Here is a 20,439-nt window from a genome sequence, read left to right as displayed (position 1 = left end):
AGGCCCAACCAACACAACCGCGCCGATGAACCCGATCAGCCAGAGGGACAATCAACTCGCCGCCCCCGGCCAAGGAGGGCGGTGTTTAAGCCGCCCCAAACCTGAAGTCAATCACGTTTTTCAGGGTTTCTGCAGCGCGTCGGGGCCAGCGGTGTTTTCCGGAGAAATCATCGCCGGCGCCTGAAGATCGTAGCGCCTATGAAAGTCCTGAAGGGTGATCGCCCTCCCCCGTCGCCGGTGCCGCGTTTTGCGTGGCCCCCGCTGCGAGGAGGGCGAGGTTTAGGGCCCGGGCATTTTGAAGTCAATCGGTGAATGTGCGGGTTTTCGCATCGGCATGCAGTGACCGGGCAGAAGACCAGTCATAACTGGCTCTGCGCAGATGCAGACAGGGCGAAGCGGGACCACTGACACCCGACGATCGCCGGCAGGATCAAGCGGATGTCGACAGGCATGGCGACTGCAAGGTCTGGCGTACAGTGTCCTGGCGATTCCCGATACCGGCGAGCGATCACAGTCGCCGGGTCTGGCAGACAGGCTTGTCAGCTTCGGTAGGGGTCGGCCTGCAGGTCGAAGAGCGTCGCATAGCTTCCCGCCAGCGCCATCAGCGCATCGTGATCCCCAGCCTCGCTGATCCGGCCACGCTCCAGCAGGATGATCTGGTCGGCGGTTCGCAGGTTGGAGAGGCGGTGGCTGATCAGGATCAGCGAACGATCGGGCGCCAGCGGGCGGGCCATGAATGCCGCCTCGGCTTCCGCGTCGAGGGCTGCGGTCGGTTCGTCGAGAATCAGGATGTCGGCGGTTTCATTGGCATGGGCCCGGGCCATGGCCAGCCGCTGCCATTGACCGCCCGACAGCTCCACCCCTTCGGCGAAACGCTTGGACAGGCGCGTTGCAACCCCGTCCGGCAAGTCCTTCACCAGCCCGTCGGCCAGGCCCGCGGCGAGCGCGCGGTCCATCGCGCCCGGCGCGAGATCCTGCAAACCGACTCCCGCCTCCACATTGTCGCGGACTGAGAGCTTGTAGTTCACGTGAGGCTGGAACATCACGCCGATTCGACCGGCCAGGACGACCGGGTCCCATTCGGTCAGGTCCAGCCCGTCCAGGGTGACCCGGCCTCTGTCCGGCCGGTAAAGGCCGGCCGCGAGCTTGACGAGGGTCGTCTTGCCCGATCCGTTCACGCCGACCAGTCCGAGCCGGGTGCCGGGCGACAGGTGAAAGCTGACATCCGACAGGGCCGGCGACGGCCCGCCCGGATAGGTGAAGCTGACCCGGTCAAACCTCAGCCCGTCTCCCGGCAAGGGGCCGCTGACGGCGACGCCCGGGCGACCGCCCTCATCCATGTCCAACAGCGCGAACAGGCGGGTCACATAGAGAACATCCTCGTGACTGCCCGTCACCGCGCCGAGCAGTGCATTGACGCAATTCTGGCCCTGCTTGAGCAGGCCGATCAGCATCGTCATCTGGCCGAGGCTGAAACGGCCGGCGATGGTGACCGCGACGATCCACAGCTTGCCACCCAGGAAAACCACCGAGCCGGCGATCGCCAGCATGGATCCGATCAATGCCTGCCGCCCCTGCAACGCCCGATCACCGTCATGCATGGTGTGGAACAGGGCCGTGAACCGATCCATCAACGGAATGCCAAGCCCGTAATGCAAACGCTCGCGGGCGGCGGCTTCATTGGTCACCAGGCTTTCGAGATAGTTGCGTTCGCGCATTTGCGGCGACCGGGCCGTGTAAAATCGGTAGGAGTCACCGGAAAAGCGAACGTTTCCGACAAAGGTCGGCAGGCCTCCCAGCACCATGAGCGCGATCAGCCAAGGCGCGCTCGTCGCCAGCAGCACAATGATCGAGAGCAGTGTGATCCCGGCCTGCAGCACATCGAAGCCGCGCACCACCAGCCCGTAGGGCCGGGCGGACGCGAACTGTTTGGCGTGGATCAGCATCTCCTGGACTTCCGGAAGTTCGATCCGGCCCAGCGCAAAACGGTTGGCCTTGTCGAGAATCAGGCGCGACACGGCAAAACCGAGTTCGGCGTGCAGCCGTGCCTTCTGGAACAGCAGCAAACGCCGCACGACCAGGAGCCCGGCCAGGATGCCCGCCTCAACACCGACCAGGTACAACGCCGCGTTTCGATCCGTTTCCCGGCCGCTGTCCATTGCCGCCAGAACACCGTCGATGAGAAGTTTGGAAACATACAGGGCCGCAGTCGGCAGCAAGGCCGCCACGACCGTCAGGCCGGCGATCGCCAGCGTCAGGCTGGGCCGCGTCCGGGCGATAATCGCCAGCGTCCGGACGGCGGCCGATACCCGATCCCGCCAGGACGGGACCGGCTCGTCGGACGGGTCCGGGTCAGGGTCAGACATGAGCGGTCAGGCGACCCGCGTTTTCCGGGCGGCGGCCTCTTCAGCCATGCGGCGCGACAGCACCGCCCCCTTGTGCGGGAAGGCTTCGGCCGGAACCGGGCGATCCAGGAAGGGCGCGAGTTTTTCAAACCCTTCACCGGAACAGATATCGATGACCAACAGGTCACCCGGCCGGTCCTTGAAGAATTCCATCACATTGCGAACGTGCTGGTCATAGACCCAGGAAAAACGGTCAGGGCAGTAATTGTAACAACCATAGACCGAGGCCCGGAGGAATTGGCGCATCCGCAGATGAACCTCCTCATCCGGGTCGTCGACATCCTTGAAGGCGGGGCGGTTGTAGTAGTGCCGCGACACCGAACCGAGCCAGCTTTCCTTGTCACGCACGGTCAGAATGAATTTCGACCCCGGATACTGCTTGTCCAGTTGCTGGTAGATCGGGATCGTCGTGATGTCGGTCAGGCCATCATAATAACGCAGCAGGGTCAGGTCATACTGGGCGTTGGCGATCTCGACATAAGTGTCCTCATCGATCGGATAATGGCTGCAATCAAAACCCAGCATCTGCAAGCCGGAGGTAAGCGAGCGTGTTCCTGTCCGTGACAGGCCCAGCCCGAACACTTTTGGCTTGTCCGCCTTGGTACCGTAGGCGACCCGGTCCGAATTGGCGTCGAGCCAGTCCGCCAGGTCGTCACGGGTGAACGGTGTGTCGCCACTCATGCCCAGCTTGGCCAATTCGGCTTCGGCGTGTTCGGGCAGCGCGGTGATGAAGGCGTGGACCTCCTCGGTCGTGGCGCTGTCCGGCACCATGCGGCGGGCATAGTCCACTGCATGGCGTGCCATGGTCAGGTCACAGAATTCGCCGTCATTGGTGACCCATTTCTTCATCGACCGCGTCAGACGCTGACGCTGGATCTTGGTACGGCTGCGCAGTTCGCGCAGCGCGTACTTCATGAAGATGTGGTGGAAGGACTGGAAGTGGTCGTGAAGGATATCGAAATTGCGAAACTGCTTGGCTGCGCCCATCGGCTTCATGGCCAGGTTGCGCAGGCGGGATTCGGGCCGGAGCACGTATTTTAGGTCATCCTCGGGGACCTCGACCGCCGCCATGGCACGGACGAGATCGATCCGGGTGATATGCACGCCGCAATGCAACCGTCCGCGAAACCGGTCTGACACATAAGCGTCGACATAGGGCGCGTCACACGTGTCGATGAAAGGCCGGATGTTGTCGAGGATGAGACAATCGGCGTCGACATAGACGACATAGTCACAATCATGTTCGATCCGCAGCATCTGCGCGACGCACTCGGTGAACGGACGCACATCGTCGATCACGTGTACCGCATCGGGCTGGATGTTCTCGATCGCGAGTTCCAGCGCGACGTCACGCGTACGCTCGTCAATCTGACGGAATACAAGGTCAACCTTCGCCATCGTCTCAGTCCCCCCACCGGAACGGCGCATTGGCCGCTGCAGCCATCTGCTCGAACAAGGCGAGATGTTCGGGCTTCAACTCAGATTTCCAGCGCAGATCGAGCTCGATCCTGCCGGAATGATTTTCGTAGTAGTCGCGTGTACGTGAACCAAGGCTGACAAATGCCTCCCCCGGATCGTCAAAGCGCGACCGCGCAGCAATGAACTGGGTGCCGCTATTTCCACCCAGAACATGATGCTCGACTGCCGCAAAATTCGCCATGGCCGGCTGATAGTCGATGCCGATCAGTGCGCACAGAGCCTTGATCGTCGCGGCACTGTTTTCGGCGAGGTCCTCGTAACGGACCGCCATCTTGGGACCCTCGAAGGCATCAAACAGCGCCTGCGCCGTCGACATCTTGTCGACCCAGGCCTGAATCTGGTCGGCCGGGTCACGGTCGGGATATTTGCGCAATCGCGAATTGACGACCGCGCGCCCGTCCCGGGTCAACATCAACAGGATGGGCCGGCCCCCGCCGTCACGAACCTCGGTGGCCCGCGCTGTGATCCAGCGCTCATCCTTGGTTGAATCGATGATGACGTGTGTGCCGACATGGTCTGCGACCTGGGCATACAGCGGTGCGGTCCCGTCCCACTCGAACCCGGCCCAGACCGGGCAGGTCTCGCCGCAAATCTTGCAGACGCGCTTGCGAAGCGGCTTCTTCTCGTCACCGAGATACCGCGCCTTGCCCCCCTCACCCATGTAGAATGTGTCGGTATGGCTGCCGAGCACCATGCCCAGCAAGGTCGAGCCGGAATGGCCGGCTCCACAAATCATGACGGCCGACAGCCGTGATCGGTCATGCATCCTGTCCCGATGCCTCTATTGGGTCCCCGCCCCAGTTCTTGGCGATCGCGCTGCGAGAGACAAGCGAAAAATGGCCTGGCGCTGCCGAGGGGGCGGAATGCACCGAGGCTTTGCAATCCGGTGGCAACGTGCCGCATGTTGATGCAGACGCGCCGTTGTATAAGCAAAATCATGACCAACACAGGGGAATTCTGATGTCACGCACCCTCCTCGCCATCCTGCCGGCATTCGCGCTTGCTTCGTGCGGCGGCGAGGCCACATCGCCCGCCAACGGCCCGGCACCGGCCCCTGAATCAAGCCCTGAATCAGCCCCTGAAACCGTCGACACCGCGCCAGCAGGGTCGCCTCAGGCGGAGGGAGAGGCGACAGCGGCAACCGCGCCATCTGCGATCCTCGCCGGTCTCGGCGCCGAATATGCCAGCGCGGACCTGGCCAGTGGCGCCCGGCAATTCCGGCGTTGCCAGTCCTGCCACACCTTGTCCGAGGGCGGTCGCCACACCGTCGGACCGAACCTGTATGGCATTATCGGCGCGCCGGCGGCCAATGCCGATCGGTTCAGCTACTCGACCCAGCTCCAAGAGGCCGGACTGACCTGGGACCTGGCAACACTGGACGCGTGGATCGAGAATCCGCGCGCCCTCGTACCCGGCAATCGCATGAGTTTTGTCGGCTTGCGCGCTCCCGAGGACCGTCGCGATGTCATCGCCTACATCGCCGTTCAGACCGCCACCGAGTAGCCGTCAGAAGCGGCGCCAAACAGCCAGGAACACCGCGCGCTGATCGATGGCATTTCGGCCGGTTGGCGTGATTGAAGCGCCCAGCTGATAGGTCTGCCGACCGATTCGCCGGCTGACCGACACTTGCAGTTTGTGCTGGTCGAAGCTGCGGGCTCCCGGATGGTCGCGCTCGGCACTCCAGACCGAAAAACTCTGGGCCATGACCTGCCAGCGATCAGCCGGTCGCCAACCGGCGGTGAGATCGAGGCGCGCCTCGTCCAGTTCGTCGCCATCGCGCCAGCGCCAGGCAAGCTGGCCCTCGACAAACACACGGTCACCGAAGCTGCGTCCGGCCAGGGCCCTGATCTCGGCCGCCATCTCGCCAGACCCAAACGCTTGGTTGGAGACGTTTTCACCCTGCCCCGGAATGAGCGCCGTCAGCTGACCTGCAACAAGGCTGCGATCACTGCGCCAGACAACACGCCGCCAGCCCACCTCACTGGCCGACAGGCCCTGCGCTTCGTCATGGGAGGCGCCGCGCAGCCGCCGCACGTCCTGCCAAGCGAGACGGGCAACCAATGTGTCAACATTGCTCAAACCGTATTCGACATAGGCCGACGTCTCATCCTTGTGGAAATAACCATCATCGACACTGTCCCGGTTCCCGTCATAGGCATGATCGGCCCGGTCAACGAGCGATGTGACAATCAAAAGCCCTTCACCACGACGTTGCGGCCAGGCGCCGGCCTCGGCCGGCGCAGCAAGGCCAAGGCCCTGGGCACCGGCCAGACAAGCCGTTGTGATCAGGCGTCGAAGCCGGGGCTTTCGCGGCGGACGCGATCGAGAACCGCCGCCCATGCAATCTCCTTGAAGAACTCGTTCGACGAGATCTCCCCGGATTGCCCGAAGACGCGGTCCTGCATCTTCTCGTCCCATTCGATCAACTCTCCACCCGCCTGGGCCATGACCTGAATCTTGCAGGCACGCTCCAGTAGATAGATGCGAATATACGCGCTAAACGGGTGATCGCCAACCGACAGGGTCCCATGATTGCGCAGGATCATCAGATTCTTCTCGCCCAGATCCGCAACCAGACGCTTTTTCTCCTCCGATTCCAGCGCGATACCCTCGTAGTCGTGATAACTCACATCATTGAAGACATTCATCGCGAGCTGCGAAATTGGCCGCAATCCGCCCTTTTGCGCCGCCACGGCAACGCCGGCATCCGAGTGCAGGTGGAGCGCAACAGCGACATCCTCGCGGGCCGCATGGATCGCCGAATGGATCACGAAGCCGGCCGGATTGATTCCGAATTGTGACGGCGGCAATACATTGCCCTCCAGATCAACCTTCACCAGGTTGGACGCCGTCACGTCCTCGTACAGCAGGCCGAACGGGTTGAGCAGGAAATGCTCGTCGGGACCCGGCACCCGCATGGAAATATGGGTGAAGAAAAGATCGTCCCAGCCGTGCATGCGCACCAGGCGGTAGAGCGCCGCAAGATCGCATCGCGCCTTCCATTCCTCAGCTGATACCTGATCCCTGACCGAAAGACTCGCTTGATCGTCCATGATGTTCTCCCCATGGCTTGTATCGTTATCGCCAACATCCGGCAGGATCGGGCCTGCCACCGGCCGCGTCAAATATCCTTTGCCAGCCGCACACCGGAAAACTGCCACCGCGTCGCGGGTGGGAAGAAATTGCGGTAGGTGGTGCGGACATGACCGGGCGCCGTGGCACATGACCCACCGCGCAAAACAAACTGGCCGCACATGAACTTGCCATTGTACTCACCGACCGCACCGGGCGCCGGTCGGTAGCGCGGATAGGGCGAGTAGGCAGACCGAGTCCATTCCCAGGCGTCGCCGAACATCTGCCGCGGGCCGGCCCCGCCCGCCCGGTGGGCTGGCGTGACGGCAGGATGGGCGGACTGCCCGGGTCGACACAGCCGGCCATCAACAGACCGGCGTGTTGCCGCGCCATGTTCCCATTCACGCTCGTCAGGCAGGCGTGCCCCGCTCCATTCGGCAAAGGCGCTGGCCTCGTAATAGCTGAGGTGGATCACAGGCATGTCCGGGTCGAGGGCTTGCTGACCGTGCAGTGTGAACTCCTCCCAGCGCCCGTCGCACTTGCGCCAGTAGAGCGGTGAGGTCCAGCCGAGCGCCTCAACCTGCGCCCAGCCGTCGGACAACCAGAGCCCGGCCGAGCGGTAGCCGCCATCCTCGACGAACGCCAGATAGTCACGATTGGTCACCAGGCGGTCGGCCAGGGCAAACGGCGTCAGGATCGCCTGGTGCCGCGGCCCTTCATTGTCGAAATGGAAGCGGTCTTCATCGGCACCGACCTCGACAACGCCGCCGTCAAACCCGATCCAGTTGCATGGGCCGGCGTCCGCCTCGCCCGCCCCGCCGGCGGGTCCGGCGAAGGCCGCAGGCGCAAACGGGTGGTGCGACAGCACGTGTTTGATATCGGTCAGGATCAACTCCTGATGCTGCTCCTCATGGGCGAGGCCCAGTTCGACCAATTGCCGCAGCGCCGTGTTTTGCGCGCCATGGTCAATCGCAAGTAAACGCGACATCGCCTCATCAACATGGACCCGGTAGGCCAGCACGTCATCGAGCGTCGGCCGACTGAGGAAACCTCGCTCATCACGGGCGTGCCTGGCGCCGATCTGATTGTAGTATGAGTTGAACAAATAATTGAATTGACTTGAGAACTCCCGATACCCCGGCAAGTAGGGTCGCAGCAGGAACGTTTCCCAGAACCAGGTGGTGTGTGCCAGGTGCCATTTCGTCGGACTGACATCCGGCATGGTCTGGATGACCATATCCTCGGCTTCGAGCCCGGCTACCAGTAATTGCGTTGCATCACGGACACCCGAATAGCGTGCCAAAACCGGCACTGGTTGCATGTCTTCCACCGCCCTATCACCCCTCTGCAGCTGCCCGGATTAAGAAGTTTTCAAGGCGTTCCTGTCATCGATAACCGTCAATGTAATCAACCGCAAATCAAGATCCATGGCCAACAATCCCGCCCAGGCACTTCACCTCCTCGCAGCTGTGCGAGATCCCGAAAAACGCCAACAGCTTGCGCTGGGCGTTACCGAGATGTGTGTGGCCCACCCGCTATCGCCGAACGCCGAGCCGATCGCCGGCGACCTGTTGATCACGCTGACCAGCAAATCGGACCTGGATACCAAGATCGCCATGGCCCGAAAGCTGGCGGACTGCGAATGGGCCCCACACTCTGCCATCAAGCATCTCGCGTTCGACCAGATCGAGATCTCGGCAATCATCATCGAGAGAAGCGAGCAGCTTACCCAGAAAGACATGATCGAGCTGGCCGAATCCGGCTCCAGCGAACATCGTCGACATCTCGCCATGCGGGCCAATCTGTGCCTGCCCGTGACCGACCAGCTTGCCAAGCCTGGAGAGCCGATCGTCCTGCGCGCATTGGCCAATAATGACACCGCCGAGATTTCCGAAAACACCCTGGAAGTCTGCCTCCACGTCGCCCGCGAGCACCCCAAGCTGCGCGAGGCGCTGGCACGGCGTCACGACCTGTCGACCGATTATGCGACCCAGCTGTGCATCATGATGCCGGAAAACTGGCGCGAAGAGCTCTATCGCCGCTTCGGTCTCGACAAGGCAAAGGTCGAGACCCTGGCCGTCCAGGCGGCCCTCGGCGCCACGCCGGAAGACGTGGACAAGGCGGCCGCCCGCGAAGTGCAGGACGCGCGTGATGCCGGCAAGCTCTCGGGCCGGTTCGCGATGGACTCCCTGAAGGCCGGCAAGGAAGCTGTCTTCGACCACGCCATCGCAGCACTCTGCGACATCAAGGCGTCACAATGGCGCGTCGCCCTCGCCATGAGCGGCGTGCGGGCTGCCGCCATGGCGTGCCAGGCCGCCCAGCTGGACCGCACCGCCTACCCGATCATTCACAAGACACTTCAGCGTTCGGGCCGAATCCATCAGGCACTGGAAGGCGACGCAATGGCTGCGGCTGCAAATGTCTTCCGCATGTATGGTCCGGAAAAAGCGGCGAAGGTCTTGCGTCAAATGGGCTCGAGGGCTTGAATAAGAACCTGTTCCGTCAGGTATTCTTGAGAGCTCGCCCATCAACGCTTCCGTTGCCTTCCTAGCCAGCCCCCGCCCGGAGGCGAAGGCTGCCAAGTCGCGCCTCGAAAACCTGTACGGACATGTTCCCGTCTCGAAGGCAGAGATCATCGTCGCGCTGGGCGGCGACGGGCTGATGCTTGACGCCCTGCACCGGTCGATCAAGACCGGCGCTTGCGTCTACGGGATGAATTTCGGCTCGGTCGGATTCCTGATGAACGAGTTTCGCGAAGACGGGTTGATGGAGCGCCTCGCCCTCGCTGAACGGGCCCGGATCCATCCGCTGCGCGCAACCGGCGAGGACATCCACTGCAACCCGTTCGAAGCCCTGGCGATCAATGAGGTGTCATTGCTGCGCGAGACGCGGCAGACCGCCAAGATCAAGATCACCATCGATGGCAAGAGCCGTATGACCGAGCTGCAATCCGACGGTGTGCTGGTCGCCACGCCGGCCGGGTCGACAGCCTATAACCTGTCAGCACACGGGCCGATCCTGCCACTCGACTCCACGGTTCTCGCGCTCACGCCGATCAGTGCCTTCCGGCCGCGGCGGTGGCGCGGCGCCCTGCTACCGCGCAATGTCCGTGTCGGTTTCGAAATCGTCGAGCCCTCGCTGCGCCCGGTTTCGGCGGTCGCCGACAACAAGGAGTTCCGCGAAGTTGCCCGTGTTGATGTCGTCGAGGCCCACGATGTCACACTGACCATGCTGTTCGACCCCGGCCGGGACCTCGCCGAGCGCATCCTTGTCGAACAGTTCGAAAACTGACGGGATTTAGGCTGGCGTTAAGCAAGCTGCGCTAGCGTGGCCACACGGTAAATTCGAGCGGACCCGACCCCGTCATGAGCAACGACACGCTGGACCAGGCATTATCCCGCATGACCATCTTGCTGGTGGACGACAGCGCTGCCCTGCGCGGGGCGTTGCGCGTGTCGCTGCAGGCCTTTGGTTGTGATCGCGTGGTTGAGGCTGACTCCGTCGAGCGGGCCCTGGACCTGCTCCGGGTCAAGCCGGTCGATCTGGTGATCACCGACTGGAAAATGAAACCGCGCGACGGTATTGACCTCGTCCGGACGCTGCGGGACCGGACCTCCGGCCTGCCACCGCGCCTGCCGGTCATCATGCTGTCGGCCTATTCCGCCGATGCCCGCATGCAGCAGGCCCGGCAGACCGGTGTTGATGCCTTCCTGACCAAACCCTTTACCGCGACCAGCCTCGCCCGGACTTTGCGCGAGACGCTTGGCGCCAGAACCCATATCCGAGCCGGGGCAGACACCGCCCCGATCGCGACTGCCAGCTAGAGGACGTCCCATGGCCAATAACAAGGATGTGGAGGTCATCTCCGCCCCGAACATGCTGCAGATCAAGGTGGGTGGCCCGATCAGCCAGGGTGACCTGCACATGATCCAGAAGGCCGAGGAAGCCCTCAAGGACCTGCGCTCGGACTTTGGCCAGTGGCTGGAGGAAGAAGTCGAGAAACTGGAAGCGGCGGCGAAGATTGTCCGCGACAAGGGCCTCAAGGGTAATGAGGGCGAGGAATTATTCATTCGCGCCCACGACCTGCGCGGCCTGGGAACGACCTATGAATTCCCGATCATCACCCGGCTGGCCAAGTCGCTGACCAAGATGATCGACATGCCGGAGAAGCGGGAAAAGGCGCAGACCAGTCTCGCCCTTGCCCATGTCGGCGCCATCCGGGCTGCGCTGTCGCAGAACATCCGCGACGACAATGACCCCGTCGCGGCGGCACTGGCTTCGGAACTGGAAACCCAGACCGCCGCCTTCGCCGAGCCGTGGAAGGACGACTGACGCCACGCGCGACCCTGCGGGTCACCCGATGATGCCAACAAGAAGGGCCGGTGCAGCTGCACCGGCCTTTCTTGTTTGATGGCGACCTTGATCCGGAACAACCGGATCAGCTGGCGATCTTCTGCGGCGCCGCATCATCGTCGAACCGGCTCAGCACATAATCCAGGTCTTCATCGGGGATACCCTGGAAGCGGGTGATGGCGCGTTCCGCCAGGATACGACGGAACTGCGCCCGCCCGGCCTCGTCCTGCGGCACTTCCATGCCATGATAGACATCCAGCGCCGCCCGCACGGCCGGATAGAGCCGCGATGGCATGCCGGTTCGGTCATAAACGGCGCGCAGGCCCAGCGGCCCGGAATCATGGACCAACAGCCAGGCCCGCGAATGCGTCACCCCCGCCAGCTCGGCGAAAGCGTGCTCGACAAACGCAATATGTCCGCGCAGCAGAGCGCGCAGGATCAAGGACGGCGTCAGGCGGCTGTTGAGCCGCAATTGCTGGACGAAATGCTTGGGGTCATGAGCCAGCCCGGCCTGGTCAACGAGATCAAGGGTCGCACGCTCGCGCGCGCCTTCCGACAGCTCGACCGCCAGCTGGGGCGGCAAGGCGTGGGACTTGACCAGCCGGTTCAGGGCGACGTCGCTGACATGGGCAATGAGGCGCTCGGTGACGCTCAGGGGCAGATGCGAGCGGGCCACGAAAGCATCCATCACGCCGCTGCTTTCGCAGAACTCGGTGAAGGCGCGCTGATAGGCGGCATCGTCAAACTCTGCCCCGTCATTGGACGCGGCGATGGACACGGCGGCTTCGTCATGACTGTCGAGGATTTCGTGCACGACGATTGGCGCGATACTGGCCCGACCGGCGATTGCGCATCGCTTGATCGTGTCGGCCGTCTCGAGCACCGAAATAAGGTCTTCATCGGTCAGCACCGGCGAGGACTCCAGCACCGGCGTCGCAACGCTCTCGACATCCATGGCCAGCTTGCGGGCGATCTCTCGCGGCAGATTGGGTGACTGGCGCAGGGTGATGGCCAGCGCCCGGCGGACCAGCTCGGTTGCATCGCGGGCAATGACGTTCAGGATGTCCTGGGCCGCCTTGCGTTCGGCCTCGGTCAGCGACGCTGAATCCATGCGCCGACAGATCTTGCGGGCCGCCATGGCGCGTGTCTCGTCATTCTCACCCTTCACCAGACGGCGGATATCGTCATTTGTCAGGCGGTTTCTAAGGGCAACAACACTCATGGTAGTTCCATTTCAAGAGCTGTGGATCGGAGCCAATCTAGGCGCGACATGCTTAATGAAAGCTTGCCTGCCCCTCTTCGCTGTTTACGAGTTGCGAACCCGACCGCTGCGCGGCGCGTCCAATGAAGCCAGGATTTCGACCAGAGCCGGTGACAGTTCACCGTTGCCGACACGCAGATTGCTCCGCATCGACGCCACTGATTGCGCCACCGCAGGCGGGGTCGTCACCATGCCGCTTGCCGTGCCGGACGTCTGGTCGCCGTCGGCCGACGCAACGGCCGGCATCAACATCTCACCGACGGCCTGAACCGTCGCCGCTGACGCCAGCTGGCGGGAATTGATGCGGGCGCTGCCATTGCCTTCATGGGTCAGGACGGCCAGCACCTCGCGCGAGGTCCGCGCCCGTCCATCCTCATAGAAAATCGACCGGTTGGCGCGCGCTGCCGCCGGGAAAAGCGTGTCAGCCCGCTGGTCGGGCGTGTCCTGGGCTGCGGAAATCAGGTCGGCCGCGCCGCCGGCACCCAGGAAATGCGCCGCATAAAGCTCTCCGCCCGACGCGGGCCGGCCGATACGGGCCTCGATCACGCGATTGTTTTCCGCCGCCAGCTCGCCGGCCATGCGCGCCGAGGCGACCGCGTCAAAACGCAGATCAAGAATGGCGTCGCGCTGGCGCGCGTCTGAGACAACAAAGCGTCCATTGGCGTCCTGACTGATCGCGCCGGCCGCCTCTTCATAGCCATGCTCGGCGCCCCGGCGGGCCATCACGCCCAGCCAGGTCTGCTCGATAAACTGGAACATGCCGGCAGCGCTGGACGTACGAGCCTCGGCGCGGACATCGAAATTGCTCTCGCGCGCGGCCGTATCAACGAGAAAGTTGAAATCGGTGCCGGTTTCCTGCGCTGCCTGACGGATGGCGCGCATTGTGAAGTCCTGGCTGTGCGTATCGACGGGGCTGACCAAGTGTGTCTCCGTAGGCAGAGGGGCTGGTTGCACGCACCCAGGATGACCGGCGCGCGAATCGCCTGCCCAGACTCGCAGAAACGTGGCTAACCCGGCGTTAACGGTGACCGGAAGCAGGCTTGCCAGAACGCCTTGGGAGGCCGATATTGTCAGCGAGGGACGCCCCCGACGATCCGACACAGGAGACGATCATGACACGCGCCCAGACCCGCCTGCCCCGCCTCGCCCTGGCCACCGCCCTGGCTACCGCCCTGGCTGGAGGCCTGGCCATCACCGCCGCCGCGCCGGCCCTGTCGTGGCAGGATAGCGCCCCGGCAAGCGCCGCTGCTGCTGCAGACGCCGACAGGCTCGCAGCGCCCGATGGCCCGATCCGACTGCGTGGCATCAACGGCTATGCCGTTCTCGACCGTCAGCACCTGGTGCTGCGCGCCGGCGCCAGCCGCCGCTATCTGGTGACCCTGAAACGACGCTGTTTCGGCCTGCGCTCCGGCCATAGCATCGGCCTCAGCGTGCGCTCGCACTCGACGATTCACAATCCGCATTTCGAATATATCCAGACCGGGCAGGAGCGCTGCTATTTCGATACGATCGAGGAAGTCGACAGCAATGACCAAGCCCGCGCGCTGATCGCGGCACGCGCCGAAGCCGCGGCAGCGGCAGAGGCGCAGGCCGACGCCAACAGCATGCGGTGAGTGCGGATCCCCGCAGAAACACAAAAGCCGGCCTTGCGAGGCCGGCTTTTTCTTGTGCGCTGGGTCGGATGGAAAAATGGTACCGCCTTCCCGGATCGAACGGGAGACCTCTAGATCCACAATCTAGCGCTCTAACCTACTGAGCTAAGGCGGCACACCTTGTCACGGGTTGCGGTTGGCAGCGGGGCTGCCGACCTTGTCGTGAGGCGCGGGAAACTAGCCTTCCCGCCCCGCGCTGGCAAGCACCGCGTCAAGGCTTTTGCAGAGGCGGTTGCAGCCGCCCTGACGGTGGTGATCAGGACGCGTAGCCGCGCGCCTGGATATGGGCGCGCATGGCGGCGACGCGGTTGTCGTCAGACGGGTGTGTAGAGGCGAATTCGGCCGAGTTGTGATCGTTCATGGCCGACATGCCGACCCAGAAATCCACCGCCTGGCGCGGATCATAGCCGGAGCCGACCATGAAATCGACGCCGAGCCGGTCGGCCTCGTATTCGTGTTCGCGGCTATAGGGCAGGATCACGCCATAGGTGACGCCCATGCCGAGGGCGGCGCCGATATCGTCACTGTACTGGGCATAGTCCGCGCCCGAGGAGCCGATCGCACTGGCCAGCAGACTGACCCCCATCTGCGCCGCCATCTGCTGGCTGGCCCGCTCGGCCGAGTGGCGACCGGCGACATGTCCGACCTCATGCCCCATCACTGTGGCGATGTGGTCGTCGGTGTCCATGATGTCGAGAATGCCCTTGTAGAAGCCGACCTTGCCATTGGGCAGGACCCAGGCGTTGACGGTTTCGCTGTCGAACACCACGAACTCCCAGTCCAGATGGCTCTGGCCGGAGGCGGCGACAACCCGGTCGCCGACCCGCTGCAGGCGGCGCTGGTAGGACGGGTCGCGCAAGACGCGTTCGCGCTGCAGGCTGTCCTGCCAGGCCTGCGACGACAGCTGGGCCAGCTGGCTGTCGGTCACCAGCATCAGCTGGCTGCGTCCCAGCGCGGCATTGTCGGCACAACCGGCGACGAACGGCAGGACACTGCCGGCGGCAAGGCCCATGATCATCTCGCGGCGACGGACCAGGTCGGTTGGTGGTTTGCTGGACATGACATTTCCCCCCTTTGGTGATGTCGCAATCAACGTTAACCTAGCGCACAGTGATTTTCGCGTCTCGCCAAGAAAGCGACAAACGCGTCGTCCAGCGTGTTTTGTCAGCCATTTCGGAGCTTACTCCCCATGAAACGCCTCGGTCTCGCCCTCGGGCTGATAATCGTCCTGCTCATCGCCGCCGCCGTCATCCTGCCGTCGGTGATACCGCCCTCGACCTACCGGGAGCCGGTCGAAGCCGCAGCCCGTGACGCACTCAATCGCGAGGTCACGCTCGGTGGTGAGCTGTCCCTGCAGATCCTCCCGCAATTGCAGATCCGCGCCAGCGAGGTGTCGATTGCCAATGCCGACGGGTTTGGCGAAGAGGCGTTCGCCGAAATGCGCGAAATGCGGGTCGGTGTGCGCCTGATTCCGCTCTTGAGCCGCCGGGTCGAGATCACCGAATTCGTGATGGTCGAGCCGACCATCCGCCTGGTCCAGAACCGGCGCGGCAATAACTGGACTTTCACGGCGCCAGACGCCGGCACGGCGGCGCCGGCCCCGGCATCCAGCGGCGGCTTTGTGCGGGGTGACGGCGCCCTGCCGATTGAGGCCAGCTTCGGTGATGTCCGGATTGAAAACGGGGCCCTTTATTTCTCCGATGCCGGCCAGACCCGCTCGATCACCGGTCTCGACCTCAATGTCGCCCTGCCCTCGCTCGATGTGCCCACCCGTCTCAACGGCGCCCTCAATGCCGACGGCGAGAGCCTGGCCTTCGCCGCAGAGATCGGCTCCATCCGTGACTTTTTCGAGGGACGCGAGACCCCGGTCACCTTCGGGCTTGGCGGCAACCTGGCCACGCTGAGCTTTGATGGTCGCATCCTGGCTGGCGAGGCTGTGGCCTATACGGGCGCGCTGGATGCCAACATTCCCTCGCTGCGGGCGCTGGCCGCCTTTGCCGGCTCGCCGCTTCCGGCCGGCGACCATCTGGAGCGCTTCCGTGCGGTTGGCACGCTGAGCGGCGCGCCGGGCGAGCTTGCGCTCCAGGCGCGGACGCTGAGTCTGGATGCCATCAGCGGCGTGGCGGACCTGACCGTCAACCTGACCGGTGCCCGACCGCGTTTGACCGGTGGGCTCGAGCTGGCCGAGCTCGATGTGAACCCCTATCTCCCGGCTGTTTCGGAAGCCCCGCGGCCGGCATCGTCAGGCGGTATCCCACCGTGGAGCGAGGCACCGATCGATCTGGCAGGTCTCGGGATTGTCGACGCCGACCTCCGGCTGACAGTCGGGCAGTTGCAGTTCCAGGCGATCGAGATCACCGATGCGCGCTTGCGGGCCCGGCTGAACAACAGCCGGCTTGAGGTGATCCTGGAGAATGTGGGCCTCTACGAGGGTCAGGGCAGCGCCACCATCGTCGCCAACAATCGCGGTCAACGGCCGAGCTTCTCGCTCGCCGCGAACCTGGATGGACTCGATGCCGGCCCCTTCCTGGAAGCGGCGGCCGGGTTCGACAAGCTGCTTGGCACCGGTGACCTGACCCTGGAGCTTGCCGCGGCCGGCAACTCGCAGGCCGCCATCATGAATTCGCTGGATGGATCGGGTAATTTCAGTTTCGCCGATGGTGCCATTGTCGGCATCAATGTCGCGGAGACGATCCGTAATGTCAGCCGTCTTGTGTCCGGCGGGTCGGGCGGCGAAACAGACAGCGAAGACGAAACGGCCGCCAGCACCGGCGAGCGACAGACCACCGACTTCTCATCGCTGAACGGCAGCTTCAGCATTATCGACGGCCAGGTCGCCCAGCGCGACCTGCTGATGCTGTCGCCGCTTCTTCGCATCGAGGGCGCCGGGTCGGTGAACCTGCCGGCCCAATCACTGGACTATCGGCTGCGACCGCGGGCGGTTGCCTCGATCGAAGGACAGGGTGGCAATCGCGATCTGCGCGGCATCGCCGTCCCCATCCGGATGCGCGGCGGGTTCAACAATGTCTCAGTCGGGGTCGATACCGAGGCGGTCGGAGAGGCCCTGCTGCAGGGCGCTCTCAACAATGCCCTCGGCAGCGACGGTGCGACCAGCCCGCGTGACGCCCTGCGCGACGGTCTGCTCAACGCGATCGGCCTCAGCGACGACAGCGATGACGAGGATACAGGCGAGCCGGCCGATGGCGAGGCTACCGAGACCCGCCCCGACCCGGCCGAGCAACTCCTGCGCGGCCTGCTCAACCAGCGCCGCAACCGCAATCCGGACCAGGACAATCCCCCAACCGACGATCCGCAGTGACCGACCGGATGGTGGCCATGATATCGGCCATGATGACCGCCATCATGACGACCAGAATGAACGCAGGATGACACCGCCGTGCGGACAGGGTTCACCACCGGTGTGAGACAGTCCGGTCATATCCTGCCAACACACTCGAGGGAGACGGAGATGAACATGAGACGCTTGGGACAGGCCGCGATCGGCCTGCTGCTTTCAGGGCTGGCCGGACAGGCTGCCGCACAATCGATCATTCTCTACGAGGACACCGGCTTTCGCGGCCGGGAAGTCCGCGTGAACGGAGATGTGCGAAATCTTGATTCGATCCGGTTCAATGACCGGGCGTCCTCTTTCCGGATCGTCTCCGGCGAATGGGAACTGTGCCAACACGACGACTATAACGGCACCTGCGAGCTGCACACGACCGACCAGGCCAGTATGGGCCGGATGAATGACCAGCTCACTTCCTTGCGCCCGGTCGCCGCCGGCCGTCCGGGTCGCCCCGGTGGCCGTGGACCGTCGCTCACCTTTTATTCCGGTCCCAACTATTCCGGCCGTTCGGTCACCATCGACTCCAGTGTCAGCAATTTCCAGCAAATCAATTTCAACGATCAGGCCCGCTCGGTCCGGCATTTCGGCCGCGGCACCTGGATCGCCTGCGAGGATGCCAATTTCGAAGGCTCCTGCATGGAAATTTCCGGTGACCTGGCCAATATCGGTGGAGGCATGGGCGCGCGGATCAGCTCGGCTGAGCCTGACTATGCCGGTCGGCCAAGCCGGCCCGGCCGTGGTGGCGGCAATGTTCCGCGCTCCGGTGTGTTCCTGTATGACGGAACCGGCTTTCGCGGCCAGCGAGTCGTCGTTGAGGGTGACATCAGCAACCTCACCCGCATGGGCTTCAACGATCGCGCCGAAAGCCTGACAGTCGCGCGCGGCGAGACCTGGATCGTCTGTGACGATGAAGGCTTCACAGACAGCTGCCAGCGCGTTCAGGGCGACGTCACAGACCTGTCCCGCCTGGGACTGCGCAACCGCATCACCTCCTTGCGTCGTGTCGACGACAGCTGGGGCGGCCCGGGCGGCGGCTATCCCGGACCGGGTGGACCGCGGGCCGACATCCGTGGTGGTACCCGCGGCGTCAGCAGCCTGTTCTTCGCACGCCCCGAGATCAACGGGTATGCGGTCGACCGCTGCCTTGGTGGCTACGGCAATCGCTGCGACCAGTATGCGGCGGACGAGATGTGCCAGGCCGTCGGCATGCGCCGGGCGTCCCACTATGCCGTGGACAGCTATAGCCGGGCCCGGACCTGGTTCATCGGCCACGACCAGGCCTGTACCTCCGGACAGTGCGCGGCGCTTGTCGACGTGCTGTGCACCGAGTGAGCCATACCTGATCCGCATGAAAGCGCCGCTCCTGTCCCGGGAGCGGCGTTTTTCATGCGTGACGTTTCGATACCCGGGATTGATGGTGTTGGGTCGGGGCCCGACTTGGCGTATATTAGTTTCAGATGTAACTAAAAATTCCCTCGCACGACCGGAGTTTCAACATGCCTGTGAATGATCCCGTTGTTGCCGAACAGGAACCGGCAGCCGACTTTACCATCGACCAGAAATGGGATCGCTATACCGCGGAAGAGCATGCGATCTGGCGGACGCTCTATGAACGACAGATGGGCGTGTTGAAAGGGCGGGCCGCCCCGGAACACTTCGCCGGACTCGACATGCTGAATCTCAATGATGGCGGCATCCCGGATTTCCGGCGGGTCAACGAGAAGCTGGAAAAGCTGACGGGCTGGACCGTCATAACCGTGCCGGGCCTGATCCCGGAAAAGGATTTCTACGAACACCTGGCCAATCGACGCTTCGTTTCAGGCCGTTTCATTCGCGATGGCGAAAAGCTGGACTATCTGCCCGAGCCGGACATCTTCCATGATGTGTTCGGCCATGTTCCGCTGCTGACCCAGCCGGTGTTCGCCGACTACATGCAGGCTTACGGCAAAGGCGGACTGCGGTCGCTGGAGTTTGACGCCATCAAACACATGGCCCGCCTGTACTGGTACACGGTGGAATTTGGTCTGATCAACACGCCGGAAGGTCGCCGGATCTATGGCGCCGGCATTGTCTCGTCACGCGCGGAATCGATCTTCAGCCTGGAAGCGAAGTCTCCCAACCGGCTCCATTTCGATCTCGAACGCATCATGCAGACCGACTATCGCTATGACGATTTCCAGCAAAGCTATTTTGTGATCGACAGCTATGACGAGCTGATGGAGGCGACTTATGCCGACTTTGCCCCCATTTACGAGAGCCTGCCCGGGCGTCCAGAGTACAAGCCAAGCGATCTGGTCGAAGGCGACAGGGTGTACGCGCGTGGCTCGCAGGATTATGCCCGTCAGGGTGGATTGATCGGAAAGGCCGAGCCGGTCTGAGGATCAGGCGCCCGTCGCCGCCAGAACAGGCGTGACGCGACCGTTGCCGGTTTCTGTCAGCTTGATCCGGCCCGATTTGGCCAGTGCATCGACCAGCTTGGCGCGGGAAACCGGTTTGACGATATAGAATGTCGAGCCAACAGCCCGGCATTTCTCTTCCATTTCAGGATTCCTGGCGCCGGAGTATACGCCAATCGTACCCGCTCCGAGACAGGGGCCGGCGTCGCGGATAAAGGCGAGTGCATCGCCGCCCGCCAGGCTGAGATCACACAGCACCAAAGCGGGCGCACCATCCATCGAGCGCAAATGCTCCAACGCATCATCCGGCCGGGCAAAGCCGTGAAACGCGAAATCGATACCCGCGTCTTCGAGATCCTCCCTGAACAAGAAATGCTCATCCGGATCATCGTCCACCAGAATAACAGGAATGGACCCTGCGTCAGCCAATTTCGCCCTCCCCACGGGTTGAAGGCGGCAAACTATCACGAAA

20 protein-coding genes and 1 tRNA gene are annotated in these 20,439 nt (G+C 63.4%); 10 read left to right on the top strand and 11 right to left on the bottom strand.

The window, feature by feature from the left end; translation table 11 throughout:
* Positions 1-184 (top strand): hypothetical protein (locus VOI18_RS14435; protein ID WP_323763121.1); only part of this gene is annotated, 184 nt, incomplete at its 5' end.
* 355 nt (positions 185-539) lie between these two features.
* Here VOI18_RS14435 and VOI18_RS15070 read toward each other — a convergent pair.
* From VOI18_RS15070 to VOI18_RS14420, 3 genes are all read right to left on the bottom strand, one after another.
* Positions 540-1,340, bottom strand: coding sequence for an ATP-binding cassette domain-containing protein (locus VOI18_RS15070; RefSeq protein WP_416374893.1), 801 nt, complete (start codon positions 1,338-1,340; stop codon positions 540-542).
* Between the two features lie 1,032 nt (positions 1,341-2,372).
* Positions 2,373-3,803, bottom strand: a complete 1,431-nt coding sequence (locus VOI18_RS14425) for a sulfotransferase family protein (protein WP_323763119.1) — start codon at positions 3,801-3,803, stop codon at positions 2,373-2,375.
* A 4-nt stretch (positions 3,804-3,807) separates the two neighbouring features.
* Positions 3,808-4,650 (bottom strand): sulfotransferase family protein, encoded by an 843-nt coding sequence (locus VOI18_RS14420; RefSeq protein WP_323763118.1) that lies wholly within the window; start codon positions 4,648-4,650, stop codon positions 3,808-3,810.
* A 194-nt stretch (positions 4,651-4,844) separates the two neighbouring features.
* On the opposite strand from VOI18_RS14420, the gene VOI18_RS14415 reads away from it, so the two are divergent.
* Positions 4,845-5,387, top strand: a complete 543-nt coding sequence (locus tag VOI18_RS14415) for a cytochrome c family protein (RefSeq protein WP_323763117.1) — start codon at positions 4,845-4,847, stop codon at positions 5,385-5,387.
* Positions 5,388-5,390: 3 nt separating this feature from the next.
* Here the strand turns inward: VOI18_RS14415 and VOI18_RS14410 are convergent, their stop codons facing one another.
* From VOI18_RS14410 to egtB, 3 genes are all read right to left on the bottom strand, one after another.
* Positions 5,391-6,224 (bottom strand): hypothetical protein, encoded by an 834-nt coding sequence (locus VOI18_RS14410; protein ID WP_323763116.1) that lies wholly within the window; start codon positions 6,222-6,224, stop codon positions 5,391-5,393.
* Positions 6,170-6,937, bottom strand: a complete 768-nt coding sequence (locus VOI18_RS14405) for a class II aldolase/adducin family protein (protein WP_323763115.1) — start codon at positions 6,935-6,937, stop codon at positions 6,170-6,172. The genes VOI18_RS14410 and VOI18_RS14405 overlap by 55 nt, the downstream gene beginning before the upstream one ends.
* A gap of 68 nt (positions 6,938-7,005) precedes the next feature.
* On the bottom strand, positions 7,006-8,277 hold the full coding sequence (gene egtB / locus VOI18_RS14400) for an ergothioneine biosynthesis protein EgtB (protein ID WP_323763114.1): 1,272 nt from the start codon (positions 8,275-8,277) through the stop codon (positions 7,006-7,008).
* A gap of 106 nt (positions 8,278-8,383) precedes the next feature.
* Between egtB and VOI18_RS14395 the strand changes: the two genes are divergently transcribed.
* From VOI18_RS14395 to VOI18_RS14380, 4 genes are all read left to right on the top strand, one after another.
* Complete coding sequence (locus VOI18_RS14395) at positions 8,384-9,442, top strand: DUF2336 domain-containing protein (protein WP_323763113.1); 1,059 nt, start codon at positions 8,384-8,386, stop codon at positions 9,440-9,442.
* 22 nt (positions 9,443-9,464) lie between these two features.
* A complete protein-coding gene (locus tag VOI18_RS14390; protein WP_323763123.1) occupies positions 9,465-10,247 on the top strand; it encodes an NAD kinase in 783 nt (260 codons plus the stop codon).
* A gap of 74 nt (positions 10,248-10,321) precedes the next feature.
* On the top strand, positions 10,322-10,780 hold the full coding sequence (locus VOI18_RS14385; RefSeq protein WP_323763112.1) for a response regulator: 459 nt from the start codon (positions 10,322-10,324) through the stop codon (positions 10,778-10,780).
* A 10-nt stretch (positions 10,781-10,790) separates the two neighbouring features.
* Positions 10,791-11,288, top strand: coding sequence for an Hpt domain-containing protein (locus tag VOI18_RS14380; protein ID WP_323763111.1), 498 nt, complete (start codon positions 10,791-10,793; stop codon positions 11,286-11,288).
* 106 nt (positions 11,289-11,394) lie between these two features.
* Here the strand turns inward: VOI18_RS14380 and VOI18_RS14375 are convergent, their stop codons facing one another.
* Together VOI18_RS14375 and VOI18_RS14370 are read right to left on the bottom strand one after the other, a co-directional pair.
* Entirely contained in the window at positions 11,395-12,531 is a 1,137-nt protein-coding gene (locus VOI18_RS14375) for a DUF2336 domain-containing protein (RefSeq protein ID WP_323763110.1), read from the bottom strand.
* 84 nt (positions 12,532-12,615) lie between these two features.
* Positions 12,616-13,491, bottom strand: coding sequence for a hypothetical protein (locus tag VOI18_RS14370; protein ID WP_323763109.1), 876 nt, complete (start codon positions 13,489-13,491; stop codon positions 12,616-12,618).
* 191 nt (positions 13,492-13,682) lie between these two features.
* On the opposite strand from VOI18_RS14370, the gene VOI18_RS14365 reads away from it, so the two are divergent.
* The gene (locus VOI18_RS14365; RefSeq protein WP_323763108.1) at positions 13,683-14,183 is read left to right on the top strand and encodes a DUF6491 family protein; all 501 of its coding nucleotides are present in this window, start codon (positions 13,683-13,685) and stop codon (positions 14,181-14,183) included.
* Positions 14,184-14,260: 77 nt separating this feature from the next.
* Here the strand turns inward: VOI18_RS14365 and VOI18_RS14360 are convergent.
* Positions 14,261-14,337 (bottom strand) — tRNA-His (locus VOI18_RS14360).
* A 141-nt stretch (positions 14,338-14,478) separates the two neighbouring features.
* Entirely contained in the window at positions 14,479-15,282 is an 804-nt protein-coding gene (locus tag VOI18_RS14355; protein WP_323763107.1) for a M48 family metallopeptidase, read from the bottom strand.
* Positions 15,283-15,411: 129 nt separating this feature from the next.
* Between VOI18_RS14355 and VOI18_RS14350 the strand changes: the two genes are divergently transcribed.
* The 3 genes from VOI18_RS14350 (at position 15,412) to phhA (ending at position 19,949) form a co-directional block, all read left to right on the top strand.
* Positions 15,412-17,541, top strand: a complete 2,130-nt coding sequence (locus VOI18_RS14350; RefSeq protein WP_323763106.1) for an AsmA family protein — start codon at positions 15,412-15,414, stop codon at positions 17,539-17,541.
* Positions 17,542-17,697: 156 nt separating this feature from the next.
* Positions 17,698-18,903, top strand: coding sequence for a beta/gamma crystallin-related protein (locus VOI18_RS14345; protein ID WP_323763105.1), 1,206 nt, complete (start codon positions 17,698-17,700; stop codon positions 18,901-18,903).
* Positions 18,904-19,067: 164 nt separating this feature from the next.
* The gene (phhA, locus tag VOI18_RS14340) at positions 19,068-19,949 is read left to right on the top strand and encodes a phenylalanine 4-monooxygenase (protein ID WP_323763104.1); all 882 of its coding nucleotides are present in this window, start codon (positions 19,068-19,070) and stop codon (positions 19,947-19,949) included.
* 3 nt (positions 19,950-19,952) lie between these two features.
* Here phhA and VOI18_RS14335 read toward each other — a convergent pair whose 3' ends face one another.
* The gene (locus VOI18_RS14335; protein WP_323763103.1) at positions 19,953-20,396 is read right to left on the bottom strand and encodes a response regulator; all 444 of its coding nucleotides are present in this window, start codon (positions 20,394-20,396) and stop codon (positions 19,953-19,955) included.
* Positions 20,397-20,439: the final 43 nt, after the last annotated feature.

This window comes from Maricaulis sp., assembly GCF_034670125.1.
Taxonomy (GTDB): Bacteria; Pseudomonadota; Alphaproteobacteria; order Caulobacterales; family Maricaulaceae; genus Maricaulis.
Note: the sequence above shows the minus strand (reverse complement) of the source record. Positions and strands in the feature narration are given on the sequence as shown.

What these genes read in the sequence shown, in the direction of transcription:
- VOI18_RS15070 (WP_416374893.1), bottom strand. Translation starts at nt 1,340, where the DNA reads ATGGATGAGGGCGGTCGCCCGGGCGTCGCCGTCAGCGGCCCCTTGCCG.
- VOI18_RS14425 (WP_323763119.1), bottom strand. Translation starts at nt 3,803, where the DNA reads ATGGCGAAGGTTGACCTTGTATTCCGTCAGATTGACGAGCGTACGCGT.
- VOI18_RS14420 (WP_323763118.1), bottom strand. Translation starts at nt 4,650, where the DNA reads ATGCATGACCGATCACGGCTGTCGGCCGTCATGATTTGTGGAGCCGGC.
- VOI18_RS14415 (WP_323763117.1), top strand. Translation starts at nt 4,845, where the DNA reads ATGTCACGCACCCTCCTCGCCATCCTGCCGGCATTCGCGCTTGCTTCG.
- VOI18_RS14410 (WP_323763116.1), bottom strand. Translation starts at nt 6,224, where the DNA reads ATGGGCGGCGGTTCTCGATCGCGTCCGCCGCGAAAGCCCCGGCTTCGA.
- VOI18_RS14405 (WP_323763115.1), bottom strand. Translation starts at nt 6,937, where the DNA reads ATGGACGATCAAGCGAGTCTTTCGGTCAGGGATCAGGTATCAGCTGAG.
- egtB (WP_323763114.1), bottom strand. Translation starts at nt 8,277, where the DNA reads ATGCAACCAGTGCCGGTTTTGGCACGCTATTCGGGTGTCCGTGATGCA.
- VOI18_RS14395 (WP_323763113.1), top strand. Translation starts at nt 8,384, where the DNA reads ATGGCCAACAATCCCGCCCAGGCACTTCACCTCCTCGCAGCTGTGCGA.
- VOI18_RS14385 (WP_323763112.1), top strand. Translation starts at nt 10,322, where the DNA reads ATGAGCAACGACACGCTGGACCAGGCATTATCCCGCATGACCATCTTG.
- VOI18_RS14380 (WP_323763111.1), top strand. Translation starts at nt 10,791, where the DNA reads ATGGCCAATAACAAGGATGTGGAGGTCATCTCCGCCCCGAACATGCTG.
- VOI18_RS14375 (WP_323763110.1), bottom strand. Translation starts at nt 12,531, where the DNA reads ATGAGTGTTGTTGCCCTTAGAAACCGCCTGACAAATGACGATATCCGC.
- VOI18_RS14365 (WP_323763108.1), top strand. Translation starts at nt 13,683, where the DNA reads ATGACACGCGCCCAGACCCGCCTGCCCCGCCTCGCCCTGGCCACCGCC.
- VOI18_RS14355 (WP_323763107.1), bottom strand. Translation starts at nt 15,282, where the DNA reads ATGTCCAGCAAACCACCAACCGACCTGGTCCGTCGCCGCGAGATGATC.
- VOI18_RS14350 (WP_323763106.1), top strand. Translation starts at nt 15,412, where the DNA reads ATGAAACGCCTCGGTCTCGCCCTCGGGCTGATAATCGTCCTGCTCATC.
- VOI18_RS14345 (WP_323763105.1), top strand. Translation starts at nt 17,698, where the DNA reads ATGAGACGCTTGGGACAGGCCGCGATCGGCCTGCTGCTTTCAGGGCTG.
- phhA (WP_323763104.1), top strand. Translation starts at nt 19,068, where the DNA reads ATGCCTGTGAATGATCCCGTTGTTGCCGAACAGGAACCGGCAGCCGAC.